Annotated in this window: 13 protein-coding genes and 1 riboswitch; of the genes, 8 read left to right on the forward strand and 5 right to left on the reverse strand. The window is 47.1% G+C overall.

Features of this window, described 5'->3' with window-relative positions; genetic code table 11:
* The first annotated feature begins 44 nt into the window (after positions 1-44).
* Both Q7J41_RS10240 and Q7J41_RS10245 read left to right on the forward strand, forming a co-directional pair.
* The gene (locus Q7J41_RS10240; protein ID WP_304887740.1) at positions 45-1,088 is read left to right on the forward strand and encodes a sensor domain-containing diguanylate cyclase; all 1,044 of its coding nucleotides are present in this window, start codon (positions 45-47) and stop codon (positions 1,086-1,088) included.
* Positions 1,089-1,249: 161 nt separating this feature from the next.
* Positions 1,250-1,522: a late competence development ComFB family protein gene (locus tag Q7J41_RS10245; RefSeq protein ID WP_304887742.1), complete on the forward strand. Its 273-nt coding sequence runs from the start codon at positions 1,250-1,252 to the stop codon at positions 1,520-1,522.
* A 96-nt stretch (positions 1,523-1,618) separates the two neighbouring features.
* Here the strand turns inward: Q7J41_RS10245 and Q7J41_RS10250 are convergent, their stop codons facing one another.
* The 5 genes from Q7J41_RS10250 to Q7J41_RS10270 form a co-directional block, all read right to left on the reverse strand.
* Positions 1,619-2,824, reverse strand: coding sequence for an aspartate kinase (locus Q7J41_RS10250; RefSeq protein WP_304887744.1), 1,206 nt, complete (start codon positions 2,822-2,824; stop codon positions 1,619-1,621).
* Positions 2,825-2,904: 80 nt separating this feature from the next.
* Complete coding sequence (gene dapB, locus Q7J41_RS10255) at positions 2,905-3,660, reverse strand: 4-hydroxy-tetrahydrodipicolinate reductase (RefSeq protein WP_304887745.1); 756 nt, start codon at positions 3,658-3,660, stop codon at positions 2,905-2,907.
* 9 nt (positions 3,661-3,669) lie between these two features.
* On the reverse strand, positions 3,670-4,548 hold the full coding sequence (dapA, locus tag Q7J41_RS10260; RefSeq protein ID WP_304887746.1) for a 4-hydroxy-tetrahydrodipicolinate synthase: 879 nt from the start codon (positions 4,546-4,548) through the stop codon (positions 3,670-3,672).
* A 201-nt stretch (positions 4,549-4,749) separates the two neighbouring features.
* Entirely contained in the window at positions 4,750-5,748 is a 999-nt protein-coding gene (locus Q7J41_RS10265) for an aspartate-semialdehyde dehydrogenase (RefSeq protein WP_304887748.1), read from the reverse strand.
* 149 nt (positions 5,749-5,897) lie between these two features.
* A riboswitch (Lysine riboswitch) is annotated at positions 5,898-6,070 on the reverse strand.
* A 252-nt stretch (positions 6,071-6,322) separates the two neighbouring features.
* Positions 6,323-6,535 carry a DUF1858 domain-containing protein gene (locus tag Q7J41_RS10270; RefSeq protein WP_304887750.1) on the reverse strand — a complete coding sequence of 71 codons (213 nt, stop codon included), beginning with the start codon at positions 6,533-6,535 and terminating at the stop codon, positions 6,323-6,325.
* A gap of 170 nt (positions 6,536-6,705) precedes the next feature.
* On the opposite strand from Q7J41_RS10270, the gene Q7J41_RS10275 reads away from it, so the two are divergent.
* The 6 genes from Q7J41_RS10275 to Q7J41_RS10300 all read left to right on the forward strand — a co-directional run bounded on the left by Q7J41_RS10275 (position 6,706) and on the right by Q7J41_RS10300 (position 12,805).
* On the forward strand, positions 6,706-6,981 hold the full coding sequence (locus tag Q7J41_RS10275; RefSeq protein ID WP_304887752.1) for an HPr family phosphocarrier protein: 276 nt from the start codon (positions 6,706-6,708) through the stop codon (positions 6,979-6,981).
* A 132-nt stretch (positions 6,982-7,113) separates the two neighbouring features.
* Positions 7,114-7,884, forward strand: a complete 771-nt coding sequence (gene cobS / locus Q7J41_RS10280) for an adenosylcobinamide-GDP ribazoletransferase (RefSeq protein ID WP_304887753.1) — start codon at positions 7,114-7,116, stop codon at positions 7,882-7,884.
* 36 nt (positions 7,885-7,920) lie between these two features.
* Positions 7,921-9,885 carry a YgiQ family radical SAM protein gene (locus Q7J41_RS10285; RefSeq protein ID WP_304887755.1) on the forward strand — a complete coding sequence of 655 codons (1,965 nt, stop codon included), beginning with the start codon at positions 7,921-7,923 and terminating at the stop codon, positions 9,883-9,885.
* A gap of 14 nt (positions 9,886-9,899) precedes the next feature.
* Complete coding sequence (locus tag Q7J41_RS10290) at positions 9,900-10,274, forward strand: metal-dependent transcriptional regulator (RefSeq protein WP_304887757.1); 375 nt, start codon at positions 9,900-9,902, stop codon at positions 10,272-10,274.
* A 26-nt stretch (positions 10,275-10,300) separates the two neighbouring features.
* Complete coding sequence (gene rlmD / locus Q7J41_RS10295; protein WP_304887759.1) at positions 10,301-11,662, forward strand: 23S rRNA (uracil(1939)-C(5))-methyltransferase RlmD; 1,362 nt, start codon at positions 10,301-10,303, stop codon at positions 11,660-11,662.
* Positions 11,663-11,848: 186 nt separating this feature from the next.
* Positions 11,849-12,805, forward strand: coding sequence for a hypothetical protein (locus tag Q7J41_RS10300; RefSeq protein WP_304887761.1), 957 nt, complete (start codon positions 11,849-11,851; stop codon positions 12,803-12,805).
* Positions 12,806-12,875: the final 70 nt, after the last annotated feature.

Here is a 12,875-nt window from a genome sequence, read left to right on the forward strand (position 1 = left end):
TCATTACGCCAATGCAGCGAAGCGAGGGAGGCCGGAAATAAAATATGCTAAGTAATGATGTTAAAGCGATGATTAACTATGTTAATGCAATTTTAAATAATAAAAAGTTAACGAATGACATCCCCAGGATAGCCGAGGGTGATGCCGACTTTTTAGAACTGGAACAGAGCCTTCAGACCATCAAAAAGTGGGACAAGATGAGCAAAGACAGTGAAGATCGGCATCGTCTGATGACCGATAATGCCTGCGATATTATTGCAACAGTGGATCTGGCCGGGAATTTTACCTATATCAGTCCATCGGTTGAACGAATAACCGGGTATACTCCCGCAGAAATTGTCAACCATTATCGGGAAATTGGCTATTTTCTGCCGGGGGTACAAAAAGAAATGGATCGCCAAAGGGAGCGCATTAAAAAAATGGTGGAAAAGGGCGAACACTTTGATGCCATAAATTTTGAGCAACGGCAGGTTCGTAAGGATGGCGCAAGTATCTATACCGACACTGTCCTGTCGGGCATTTATGACGACGAAAATAATTTCCGGGAACTGCTGGCGATCAGCCGGGACATTACCAAAAAAGTGAAAATACGCCGGGAAATGATTGTCCTTTCAGAAACCGATAAATTGACCAGGCTCTATAATCGCATGAAGCTGGATGATACCCTGGAGCATGAATTGTATCGAGCCAAAACAACGGCCACAACGTTTGCTTTGATTATGATCGACGTTGATCATTTCAAACAGATCAATGATCGTTTTGGACATCTGGCTGGCGATGTGGTATTGGTTGAGCTGGCAAAGCTTTTTAAAGCGATGACCCGATCCACTGATCTGGTTGGCCGCTGGGGTGGCGAAGAATTTCTGGTAATTCTTCCGGACACCGATGAATGGGGGGCAATCGAACTGGCTGAAAAAATCCGAAGTGGGGTTAGTGAAAATTGCTTTCCCGAACAACAACAGATTACCATCAGTCTGGGGGTATCTGTTTTTAGCGGCGATGCGACGGTTGACAGCATCATTCACCGAGCCGATCAGGCTTTATATCAGGCTAAGAAAAATGGCAAAAACCAGGTTCATCTGATGTGATTTTTGTTTAGCTGGCCACATAAAAAGCAAATATCAAATATTGAATTGAAAACGGTTGAAATAGAGTTGTTTTAATAGTATACTAGTATCTATCTGAATATATTATCCTAAACGAATGAAGTACTCACTAAACTAAATCGACAAAATTTGGAGGGAAAAAGATGTTAAAAAATTACATGGAGGATGCGGTTGATGCATTTTTGCCACATATGCTCGAACAATATCCAGAAATATGCCGATGCGAGCTTTGTCTTGAAGATATTAAGGCCATCGCACTCAATAAGCTGAAGCCCGCTTATTTTGTTACCCATGAAGGACTGCTGTTTTCAAAAATTGATGAAATGGCCACCCAGCATAAGGCAGATCTGACCAGTGAACTGACCCGGGCGATTGACATCGTTTCAAAAAATCCCCGTCATCCCAAACAACAATAACAGGAGCTTTCCTGAATCAATAAGCCAGCATCGCAGACCGAGTGGTCTGCCATGCTGGCTTATTTTTTTAGGCAGGATTTCGTTTTTCGCTAACGCTTATAAATCAAAGGTTTCGGCAGTGGCAGTGACGGCCTTGTCCTTATCTTTGGAGGGGATGATGCAACTGATCCGGATTTCCGAGGTGGTAATCATCAGCATCTGAATATTGTTATCGGCCAACAGGGCAAAAAACTTGGCTGCGACGCCGGACTGGCTGCGCATGCCGACCCCGACCACCGACAGCTTGGAAACGGTATCGTTGATGATGACGCCGATGCCGGGATGTTTTTCCTGAAATGCGGCCAGGATTTTCTTGGCATCTTCCAGATCGGTAGTTGGTGCGGTAAATGAAATATTGATCAGATCATCGATGGGGGCACTTTGGCTGATCATATCGATGTTAATGCTTTTGGTGGCAAACTGACTAAAAAACTGAGAGGTGATATTCTTGTCAAAGGGAATATCACGAATGGTGATCATAATTTCGTCATTGTCAATGGCCACGCCGGTGATGGATTGTCCCTCCATGTATTGTTCTCCTTTTTTAATGATAGTGCCGGGGACGTCAAATTCGCTGGAGGCGACCCAGATCGGAGTGTCGTATTTACTGGCCAGCTCAATCGCCCGGGGATGCATAACGCCGGCGCCGAGGCTGGCCATTTCCAGCATTTCTTCATACGAGACGGCGTCCAGCTTTTTGGCGTTTGGATAAAGCCGGGGATCAACCCCATAAATGCCTTCGACATCGGTATAAATTTCGCAGGGGGCATCGAGCACGCAGGCCAGCGCTACGGCACTGGTGTCCGAGCCGCCGCGGCCAAGGGTGGTGACATCGTCATTTTCATTGACGCCCTGAAAACCGGCGATGATGACGATTTTTTCTTCATTTAGCGATTCCAGAATCTTAGTGGTATCAATGCCTTCGATCCGGGACTTGGTATGACGGCCGCTAGTGCGAATGCCGACCTGGGGCCCGGTGAAGGAAATGGCGTCATGACCGAGAGCCTGCAGCGCCATCGACAGCAGCGAAATGGAGATCTGCTCGCCGGTGGACAGCAGTCGATCCAGCTCCCGCTTGGGTGGGGAGGGATTGATGGCATAGGCCAGCTTGACCAGATCGTCGGTCGTTTTGCCCATAGCGGAAACCACCACGACAATCTGATGGCCGTCTTTTTTCTTAGCAATGATGCGCCGAGCAACATTTAAAATCCGTTCGGTGGAACCAACCGAGGTACCACCGTATTTCTGAACAACGATATTCATGAGATTAACCTCTAAAATCAGTAGCAGCTATGATTAATCGACTGTTATATGATCCTTTCTTAAGTGGAATGATGAGGGAGTTAGTCGTTGACGACCATCGCCATGTCGTAGAGGCCGGGGGCCTGGCCGACCAGGTATTGGGCGGCTTTGACGGCGCCTTCAGCGAAGACTTTTTTGGATAAGGCGATGTGGTTGACTTCGATAATTTCGTCGTTGCCGGCGAAGATCACCGAGTGTTCACCGGGGATGGTGCCGCCACGGATGGCGTGGATGCCGAGTTCGTTTTCGCTGCGTTTGGCATCCCGGCCGTAACGGCCGTAAGTGTAGTCCTTTTTGGTGACCAGGCCGTCGTTGATGGCGTCGGCCAGTAACAAGGCGGTGCCGCTGGGAGCGTCCAGCTTTTTATTGTGGTGCTTTTCGATGATTTCAATATCAAAGCCGCTTTCCAGCTTACCGACCATGTCGGTTAGCATCTTGGCGATCAGATTGATCCCCAGCGACAGGTTGGCGGTTTTGAAAACCGGGAACTCCTGGGAACCTTCTCTGATAGTCGCCAGATCCGCTTCGGACAAGCCGGTGGTGGCGATGACAATGGGGATCTTCCGGCTGCGGGCAAACCCGAAAATCGCCGGGAAGGCGGCAAAGTGAGAGAAATCGATGATTACATCAACCGCTTCAGTGCACGCCTCCAGATCGCTGTAGACCGGAAAGGGCAGGGTGGTGATATGCTGCTGATCAAATCCGGCGACCACCTGAGTGTCGGGGTTGGCGGCAATAATCTGCTGCAGGGTTCCGCCCATCGCACCGGAGACGCCGCTGAGTAAAATATTAATCATGGTTGCCTCCTATAATAAGCCGTAGCTTTTTAAATCGGCAATCAGTTTATCTTTGTTGCACGCTTCCATTTCAATCAACGGTAGCCGCATTTCACCGGTGTCCAGACCCATCAGACCCATCGCCGTTTTAACCGGAATCGGGTTGGTTTCATAGAACATTGCCAGATTAACCAGGTTGGTGCTAAATTGCAGTTCCCGGGCTTTGGCCAGATCTCCGGCCATAAAGCTGGCGACCAGATTGTGCATGTCTTCGGGAATAATATTGGCCGATACTGAGATCACACCCTTGCCGCCGACAGCCATAATTGGTAGTACATGGTCGTCATTGCCACTATAAATATCAATGTCATTGCCGCAAACCCGGGCAATTTCAGTAACCTGGCTGATATCGCCGCTGGCTTCTTTAACGGCCGCCACATTGGGGATCTTGCTCAGTTCTTTAATGGTCGACACGGCAATATTCATGCCGGTGCGGCTGGGGACATTGTAAATAATCACGGGAATCGTAATGGCATTGGCAATGGCGGAAATATGGGCGATGATACCCCGCTGGGTGGATTTATTGTAATAGGGGTTAATGATCAGCGCCGCATCAGCACCGGCTTTTTCGGCTTCTTTGGACAGCATGATCGAATAGGCGGTATCATTACTGCCGGTTCCAGCTACAAAGGGCACCCGGCCGTTAATGTACTTGCCGGCATCCCGGAGCAGTTCGAGATGCTCATCATCGGTCAGGGTTGAGGTTTCACCGGTAGTGCCGGCAATCAGAATGGCATCGGTTTTATTTTCAATCTGCCAGTCAATCAGTTTGTGAAAGCGTTCAAAATCAACTTTTCCATCTTTAAACGGGGTAACCAGGGCGACACAGCTTCCAGTAAAAATACTCATTTCAATCTCCTTTGATTGTGGTTTTGGGGTTTGTGTGAGATACCGTACCGACCAATTGTTAATCTGTTGTTCGCTACGGAATCGGACAGGCTAAGCCGTGTCCGCTCAGATGCGTACAACATGATGTAACAATTGTCGGTACTGGGATAGTGTTCTAAATAATTGTTCATCAAAGAGCCAACGGCACTAAATTTACAAGCCTTAGATCAATCCGCGTTTAATCAGTGCGAAGGCGATTTGGACGGCGTTGGAGGCGGCACCTTTACGGATGTTGTCGGCGACGACCCAGAGGTTCAGGCCGTTGTCAACGCTGAAATCGCGGCGCAGCCGGCCGACATAAACCTCATCGGTGTTTTCAGCCACTCGAGCCAGCGGGTAGACATTGTTGGCCGGATCATCCTGGAGTACAATCCCCGGAGCTTTGCTATAGATATAGCGGATGGAATCCAGCTCGAACGGTTTTTTCAGTTCCACGTTGATGCTTTCGCTGTGGCTGTAGAAAACCGGTACCCGCACCGTGGTGGCGGTGATCCGCAGGCTGTCATCATGAAGGATTTTCTGGGTTTCGTTGATCATCTTCATTTCTTCTTTGGTGTAGCCATTGTCCAGAAAGGAATCAATGTGGGGCAGCACGTTATAGGCAATCGGGTGGGGGTAGAAAGCATTGGCTTCGCCCTTGATCCCGTTTTCCAGATCGGCATAACCCTTAACGCCAGAACCGGAAACGGCCTGGTAGGTGGAATAAACAATCCGGTCAATCCCGAAGGCATCATAAAGCGGTTTTAAAGCCACGACCGCCTGGATGGTGGAGCAGTTGGGGTTGGCAATGATTTTTCCGTGCCAGTCCAGATCTTCCGGATTGACCTCGGGAACCACCAGGGGAACTAAGGGATCCATCCGGAAGGCACTGCTGTTGTCAATGACAATGACGCCTTTAGCGGCCGCCACCGGCGAAAACCGTTCGCTGGTGTCGCCACCGGCGGAGAATAGGGCAATATCAATATCCTGGTCAAAGGCTTCATCACAAAGCTCCTGAACCACGTAAGATTTTCCGTTAAAGATAATTTCTTTGCCGGCCGACCGTTTAGATGCCATCGGGTACAGGTTTTTGACCGGGAATTTAAGTTCCGCCAGCACCTGAAGCATTTTCTGTCCCACCATGCCGGTGGCACCAACTACTGCAACATTATAAGATTTCATATTACCTCCAAAAATTGAAATTATAGTTAATTGCGAAAGTGCCGTCTGCTTTGGATTCAGTTTCGCAATTTTCCATTTGAAATTAAAAAAAAGCCGGTAACGGGTACCGGCTAAAATACAAAGAAACACTCAAAAAGAGATTCCATTGGGTTTTAGATAGCACTCCATCATAAAAATGATGACAGTCCCACTGTTCTTAACAGTAAGCCCAGGAAAAGGTTGGCAAAACATTGTCCTTCGGCGAGCTTTCCTTTCACAACGCATCATCCCATTAGCCATGGTCACCGCCGTTAATCTTAAAGTCCGCACCTCTATCGTGTCTATTCGATTCTGACCATTGTAACAATTATAGCGACCGATTTCAAGGGGGTATTGTTAAAAATTTAAATTAAAATAAAAAAAACAACGCATTAATTAAAATACGTTGCCCAGACTGTCAAAATAAATAACCTAGTACCGACAATTGTTACATCATGTTGTACGCATCGGAGCGGACATGGCAGAGCCTGTCCGATTCCGCAGCGAACAACAGATTAACAATTGGTCGGTACGGTAGTTGATCGACAACCTTAAACTATTTTGTCAAATCAACCGCATCGATGGCGTCATTGATTGATTTAATTAAAGCATCAACATCGATGCCATGTGCTAAAGCACCTTCTTCAATACTTTCAAAACGTGCCGCCATACAACCAAAGCAATGCATTCCGTAAGCCTGGAATACGTTGACAGAATCCGGATATGCGTTAACAGCATCCATGATGCCCATATCTTTAGTAATCTTCATTTTTTTCACCTCCGCAAAGTGTTAATCTCATTTTACATATCATACATTATAAAACTTAAAAAAAGATTTTACAACAAAAAAAAGAAATAAAAGTCGTATGCTTGCTAAAATAGCATACTAAGGTTATAATAATAACATAGGGGAATTTTAAAGTAAAGGGGTGGATTATAGTGATAGTTGATAAAGTAATCGTTAATAACAAGGCCGGACTCCATGCAAAACCAGCCTCTCTGTTTGTACAAAAAGCTAATAATTTTAAAAGCGAAATTTATATCAAAACAGACGCAACCCGGGTTAATGCCAAAAGCATTATGGGTGTGATGATATTAGCCGTTCAAAAAGGCGACGAGATACAAATAGAAGCTAACGGTGATGACGAGAAACGAGCAGTTGAACAATTAAAACAACTGATTGAAGATCGTTTTGATTTTGTGGATGAAGTTTAGTTATCAATAAATGATATTAATTTAATGACGAAAATTCAGAAAACAGTGGCCGCATAAAGTATGAATGCAAATTCATGCTTTTCTTTTTTCGGGGTTAAACAAACCCGGATCAATTTTTTATTGGAGAGCAACATGCGAAAAATCTTAATAGCAATTTCCTTTTTTACCCGGATCCCCATTAAACTGACGGATGTCAGTGCCGAGGAGTTTTATGACGCAATGATTTTAATCCCCCTGGTGGGGGTTTTTATTGGCGTCATTCTATGGGGAGCGGCCGTTTTATTCTCGTTGATCCACTTTATTCAGCTCCAGGCACTGCTGATGGTGATTGCCTATATCTGGCTCACCGGCGGCCTCCACCTGGACGGCTTTGCGGACACCACCGATGCCCTGTTCTCGGCCAGAGACCGGGAAAAGATGATGGAAATCATGAAAGACAGTCGTTTGGGAGCCTTTGGCGCCATCGGTCTGATCTTGATCATTTTAACCAATTGGATGAGCTATACCATTATCCTGCCCGAATACAGCACCGCCCTGCTGGTGATGCCGGTGTTTGGGCGAGTGATGGCGATCATGTCCACCTGTTTTTCCACCTACGCCCCTGGCGGCGGCGGTTTGGGCAAACGCTTTGTGGAAATGACCCAACTGCACCATTTTATTATTTATCTGGTCTTACTACTGGGTTACGCCACCTTGATCCTGGGTCTGCCGGGTCTGCTGACGGCGGTGATCTGCCTGCTGCCAGCCCTGCTGCTGATGAAAAATCTCCAGCACAAAATCGGCGGCATGACCGGCGACACCATCGGCATGACGATCGAACTCAACCAGACCTTTTTTATGGTGGTCTTTGCCGTGATCTTGATTAACTTTCCCACGTACATAAATCTTTTTAGCAGTTTGTGATAAATTGATGTGAAAAATTATTAAGAAAGGGTATGAATGAAGAAGTCAATCAACGATTCCGGGCAAAAAGCCCGAATCGACAATCCTCCCAAAGAAAATAAGGGTTTTCTGCCGATGTCAAAAAGTGAGATGCGCACTCAGGGTATTGCCCAATGTGATTTTATTCTCGTAACCGGGGATGCCTATGTCGATCACCCCTCTTTTGGGGCGGCCATCATTGGCCGGGTGCTTGAGTCCCGGGGCTTTTCGGTGGGCATCATCGCCCAACCCAACTGGCAGGAAAACGACGATTTTAACAAGTTGGGAGCCCCCCGCCTGGGCTTTCTGGTCACCGCCGGTAACCTCGATTCGATGGTGAACCATTTTACGGTGAACAAAAAACGCCGCCGCGAGGACGTCTATGCCCCCGGTGGCCAGGCCGGACTGCGGCCGGATCGGGCCACCATCGTTTATTGTGGCAAAATCCGCGAAAATTTCGGGGAGATTCCCCTGATCATCGGCGGCATCGAAGCCAGTTTGCGGCGCTTTGCGCACTATGATTACTGGCAGGAAAAGGTCAGACGGCCGATTCTCTTTGATTCGCGAGCCGATCTGCTGGTATACGGCATGGGCGAACTGGCGATACTTGAGATTGCTGAAGGCCTGAACGCCGGAATCCCGGTGGCACAACTGACCCATATCAAGGGAACAGCGGTAATCAGCCGGGAACCAGAAGTCGGTGATGCGGTGATGCTGCCAGCCACCGAAGATGTCATGGTCGATACTCAGACCTATGCCCGAGCTACAGCACTGATTTACCAGAGTAACAATGCCCATGATCCGCAGACGTATCTGCAACCCACCGGTAACCGTTACCTGCAACAGAACCCGCCTCAGCAGCCGCTTTCTCAGGCCGAGTTTGATGCCCTTTATGATCTGCCCTTTAGCTACCGCTGGCATCCCGCCTATGATCAGGTGGGGGGCGTGCCGGGGCTTAACGAAGTGAAATTCAGCATCACCGCCAACCGTGGCTGTTATGGAAATTGTACTTTTTGCGCTCTGGCCATTCACCAGGGTAAATATGTCCAGATGCGGAGCCGCGATTCGATTGTCCGGGAAGCCGGACGGATGTCAAAAGATCCGGATTTTAAAGGCTATATCCACGATATTGGCGGACCCACCGCTAATTTTTCGCATCTGGCCTGTAAAAAGCAGGAAACCCGAGGCTATTGCCAGGATCGCGAATGTCTGGCGCCGGAACCCTGTAAAAACATCGATGCCAGCCATAAGCCTTATCTGGAGACCCTCCGAGCGGTTCGGAAACTGCCGGGAATCAAAAAAGTTTTTATCCGCTCGGGAATTCGTTATGATTATCTGGCGCTGGATAAGGACAAAGCTTTTTTCCGGGAACTGGTCGAGCATCATATCAGCGGGCAGTTACGGGTCGCCCCGGAACATGTGTCCGATGAGGTGCTGCGGCATATGGGCAAACCGGCCTTTAAGGTCTATGAAAAATTTGCCCGCAATTTCAAACAGATTGACGAACAACTGGGGAAAAACCAGTTTGTCTTGCCCTACTTCATCACCGGTCACCCTGGCTGCAGTCTTCAGGATGCGGTCAAATTAGCTGAATATATCCGGGATATGGGCTTTTTCCCGGAACAGGTTCAGGATTTTTATCCCACCCCGGGATCGGTCGCCACGGCGATGTATCACACCGGGGTCAATCCCCTGACGATGGAAGCGGTTTATGTGCCCAAGGGTCGCGAAAAAAACATGCAACGAGCCCTGGTTCAGTATAATAAGCGGGAAAACTATCTACTGGTTCATGAGGCACTGACCAAAGCCTATCGGGAAGACCTGATCGGGACGGGAAAAAAAGCACTGATTCCGGCCAAAGTCAAAAGTGCCGATCATCAGGCCCCTAAGTCTAATAAAACCAGTAAAACTAAACAACCAAATAAAACCAGATCAGCCAAGTCAGTGCCAGCGAAGCAGTCAAAAAATAAACCAAAAAGATAAAAGCAGAGGTAAAAATGGAAAAAAAATTAACTGAATCCATTGAGGATTATATCGAAACCATTTATCTGGAGAGTCAAAAACATGGTAAAGGCGTGCGGATTACCGACGTTGCCCTGGAACTTAAGGTCAGCAAGGCCAGCGCCAATGATGCGGTTCGTAAACTCAAAGAGTTGGGTTATGTAGAACATGAACGCTACGGCCAGATCTATCTCACCGAAATCGGTACAAACCGGGCGGTGAAGGTCTATGAAAAGCACCGGCTGATCACAGAGTTTCTGGTTCGGGCGCTGGATGTGTCACTACCCAATGCCGAGAAGGATGCCTGCGGCATTGAACATATTATCTCAGAAGAAACCTTCGATAAAATGAAGGCCTATCTCAATCAATAAAAAATAAGAAAATTAAGGAAGTAAGAATGAACGAAACAAGCAACCAGATTAAAGTTGGCGAGAAGTATACGATGGAATTAATGGATATTACCCATAGCGGGGAAGGGGTCGGGCGACTGGAAAACATGATCGTCTTTGTTGAAGGCGGCCTCCCTGGGGACGTCGTGGAAGTTGAAATCAAGAATGTTAAAAAAACCTATGCCCAAGCGAAACTGCTGTCAATCACAGAAGCCTCAGCGGAACGGGTCACTCCGGAATGTCCATATTTTGAGCAATGCGGGGGGTGCCAGATCCTGCATATGAGTTATGCCGGTCAATTGCGGGTTAAATCAAAAATGGTCAAGGATGCGCTCCAGCGGATTGGCGGACTCAAAGAAATTGAAGTGGCGCCGATCATCGGCATGGAAGATCCGAAACGTTATCGAAATAAGGCGCAATTTAAACTGGACAACAAAGGGATGGGTTTTTATGCTAAAAAATCCCATAACCTGGTTCACATCCAGGATTGTCTGAACCAACCGGAATCGGCCGCTGATGCGATCAAAACCATCAACGCCCTGATTCAGGAACTGAATTTAAGCATCTATGATGAACGCACCCATAAAGGTTATGTCCGGGGCGTGCTCCAGCGCACCAATCTGCAGGGCGAAAACATGATCACCCTGATCATTAACGGCAAGGATTTAAGCCAGCGCCAGGCGATTGTGGAAGGAATTCTGGCCGGAATTCCCAATGTCAAAAGCATTTATGTCAATATCAATCGGGAAAAAGGCAATGTTATTTTGGGCAAAAAAAGTCTCTGTGTCCACGGCGCCGCCCGTCTGGTCGAACAGATTGGCGATCTGAGTTTTTCGATCTCACCCAACTCCTTCTTCCAGGTTAATTCCAAACAGACCATCAAGCTCTATGATACCATCAAAACCTTTGCTAACCTGACCGGCAGCGAAACGGTCTTTGATCTCTATTGCGGCACTGGCACCATTGGTCTTTATCTGGCTGCTCAGGCCAAACAGGTCATTGGAATTGAAAGCGTCGGCGATGCCATTCTCGATGCCCGGGAAAATGCCGGACTCAATCAGATTGAAAATGCCAGCTTCCATCTCGGTCGGGCTGAAGATGAAATGCTCAAGATCATCAAAGAAGAAAGCATCAAACCGGATCTAATCATTCTCGATCCGCCGCGTAAAGGCTGTGAAGAAACCTTGCTGGCGACGATTATTGAACTGGGCACTCCCCGGGTCATTTATGTATCCTGCAACCCCTCAACCCTGGCTCGCGACCTTAAGTATATGACTGAAGCCGGCTATGCCATCAAAGCGGTTCAACCAGTGGATTTATTCCCGGGTACTGGCCACGTTGAGACGGTAGTATTGATGTCACGGGTGTAGAAATAAAACTAAAAAATGTATAAAATAAGGGGTTCTGCATGTTTTGCTGATTTGCAAAATGCAGGACCCTTTATAAAATAGCACTTCACAGAGCAATTTAGATGTCTTTCAGATCTACGTAGATATGGCAAATTATATTTATAGAGGTTTATTTATTGGATTTTATGAAAAAGGGGTGATGAGAGAATGGAATATAAAAAGCTATTGGATCACAGCGACAATTGGCTGAAATATGCGATTCAACTTCACTTGTTCGATGAGCCAAAGGACACCCTTGTAGAAATCAGAAATGTAGCATTGGTGGATGATCGTATTCAAAGGTACCTTTCTAGTGTTGCGAATTTTCACGGGAGTCTGGTGACAAATCATAAAAATCCTGATTTGCCGATCCACAAGCTCATGTTTCTTTTAGATCTCGGATTTGATACGGAAATTCCGGAAATAAAAACGGCCGTTGATGAAATTCTTAAGCATCGGGACGAGCACGGCATTTATCAGTCTCTGACAAATGTACCGAAACATTTTGGCGGAGCGGGTGTGGATGTTTATAGCTGGTGTTTGTGCGATGCCCCACTACTTCTGCTTGCGCTGTTAAAGGCAGGCATGGATTATCGTGAATACATCAAGCCCGGTGTTGACCATCTGGTATCCTTGTGTCGTGATAACGGCTTCCCGTGCGCCGTTTCCCCGGAGCTTGGCAAATTCCGCGGTCCCGGAAAAAAGGACGATTGCTGCCCATATGCAACGATGATAATGGCCGATTTATTATCATCCATACCGGAGTATCGGGATTCCCAAGTTGCTCATTCCTGCGTTAATGCACTACTAAGTCTCTGGGAAAACAGCCTTTATCAGCATCCGTATGTGTTCTATATGGGGACGGACTTCCGTAAGTTGAAAGCGCCATCGTGCTGGTATGACATTGTCAGCATGGCAGGAGTTCTTAGTAAATACAAATTAGTGCATCAAGATCGGCGATTCACGGAAATGATAACCCTGATAAGAAACAAACAGGATAAAGATATATTTTTTACGTCTGAATCGGTGTATATGAAATTGAAAGATTGGGATTTTGGGCAAAAAAAAATGCCATCTCCTTATTTGACCTACTTATGCTATCGAATTTTTGAGCGTCTGGAATAATGACAGTAAGAAAAGATTGATAAGTAAGCAATCAGAACTTAAATACTGAATAACTAATCGATTGACATTT

This window comes from Acetobacterium sp. (assembly GCF_030652775.1).
Taxonomy (GTDB): domain Bacteria; phylum Bacillota; class Clostridia; order Eubacteriales; family Eubacteriaceae; genus Acetobacterium.

What these genes read in the sequence shown, in the direction of transcription:
- Q7J41_RS10240 (WP_304887740.1), top strand. Translation starts at nt 45, where the DNA reads ATGCTAAGTAATGATGTTAAAGCGATGATTAACTATGTTAATGCAATT.
- Q7J41_RS10245 (WP_304887742.1), top strand. Translation starts at nt 1,250, where the DNA reads ATGTTAAAAAATTACATGGAGGATGCGGTTGATGCATTTTTGCCACAT.
- Q7J41_RS10250 (WP_304887744.1), bottom strand. Translation starts at nt 2,824, where the DNA reads ATGAATATCGTTGTTCAGAAATACGGTGGTACCTCGGTTGGTTCCACC.
- dapB (WP_304887745.1), bottom strand. Translation starts at nt 3,660, where the DNA reads ATGATTAATATTTTACTCAGCGGCGTCTCCGGTGCGATGGGCGGAACC.
- dapA (WP_304887746.1), bottom strand. Translation starts at nt 4,548, where the DNA reads ATGAGTATTTTTACTGGAAGCTGTGTCGCCCTGGTTACCCCGTTTAAA.
- Q7J41_RS10265 (WP_304887748.1), bottom strand. Translation starts at nt 5,748, where the DNA reads ATGAAATCTTATAATGTTGCAGTAGTTGGTGCCACCGGCATGGTGGGA.
- Q7J41_RS10270 (WP_304887750.1), bottom strand. Translation starts at nt 6,535, where the DNA reads ATGAAGATTACTAAAGATATGGGCATCATGGATGCTGTTAACGCATAT.
- cobS (WP_304887753.1), top strand. Translation starts at nt 7,114, where the DNA reads ATGCGAAAAATCTTAATAGCAATTTCCTTTTTTACCCGGATCCCCATT.
- Q7J41_RS10285 (WP_304887755.1), top strand. Translation starts at nt 7,921, where the DNA reads ATGAAGAAGTCAATCAACGATTCCGGGCAAAAAGCCCGAATCGACAAT.
- Q7J41_RS10290 (WP_304887757.1), top strand. Translation starts at nt 9,900, where the DNA reads ATGGAAAAAAAATTAACTGAATCCATTGAGGATTATATCGAAACCATT.
- rlmD (WP_304887759.1), top strand. Translation starts at nt 10,301, where the DNA reads ATGAACGAAACAAGCAACCAGATTAAAGTTGGCGAGAAGTATACGATG.
- Q7J41_RS10300 (WP_304887761.1), top strand. Translation starts at nt 11,849, where the DNA reads ATGGAATATAAAAAGCTATTGGATCACAGCGACAATTGGCTGAAATAT.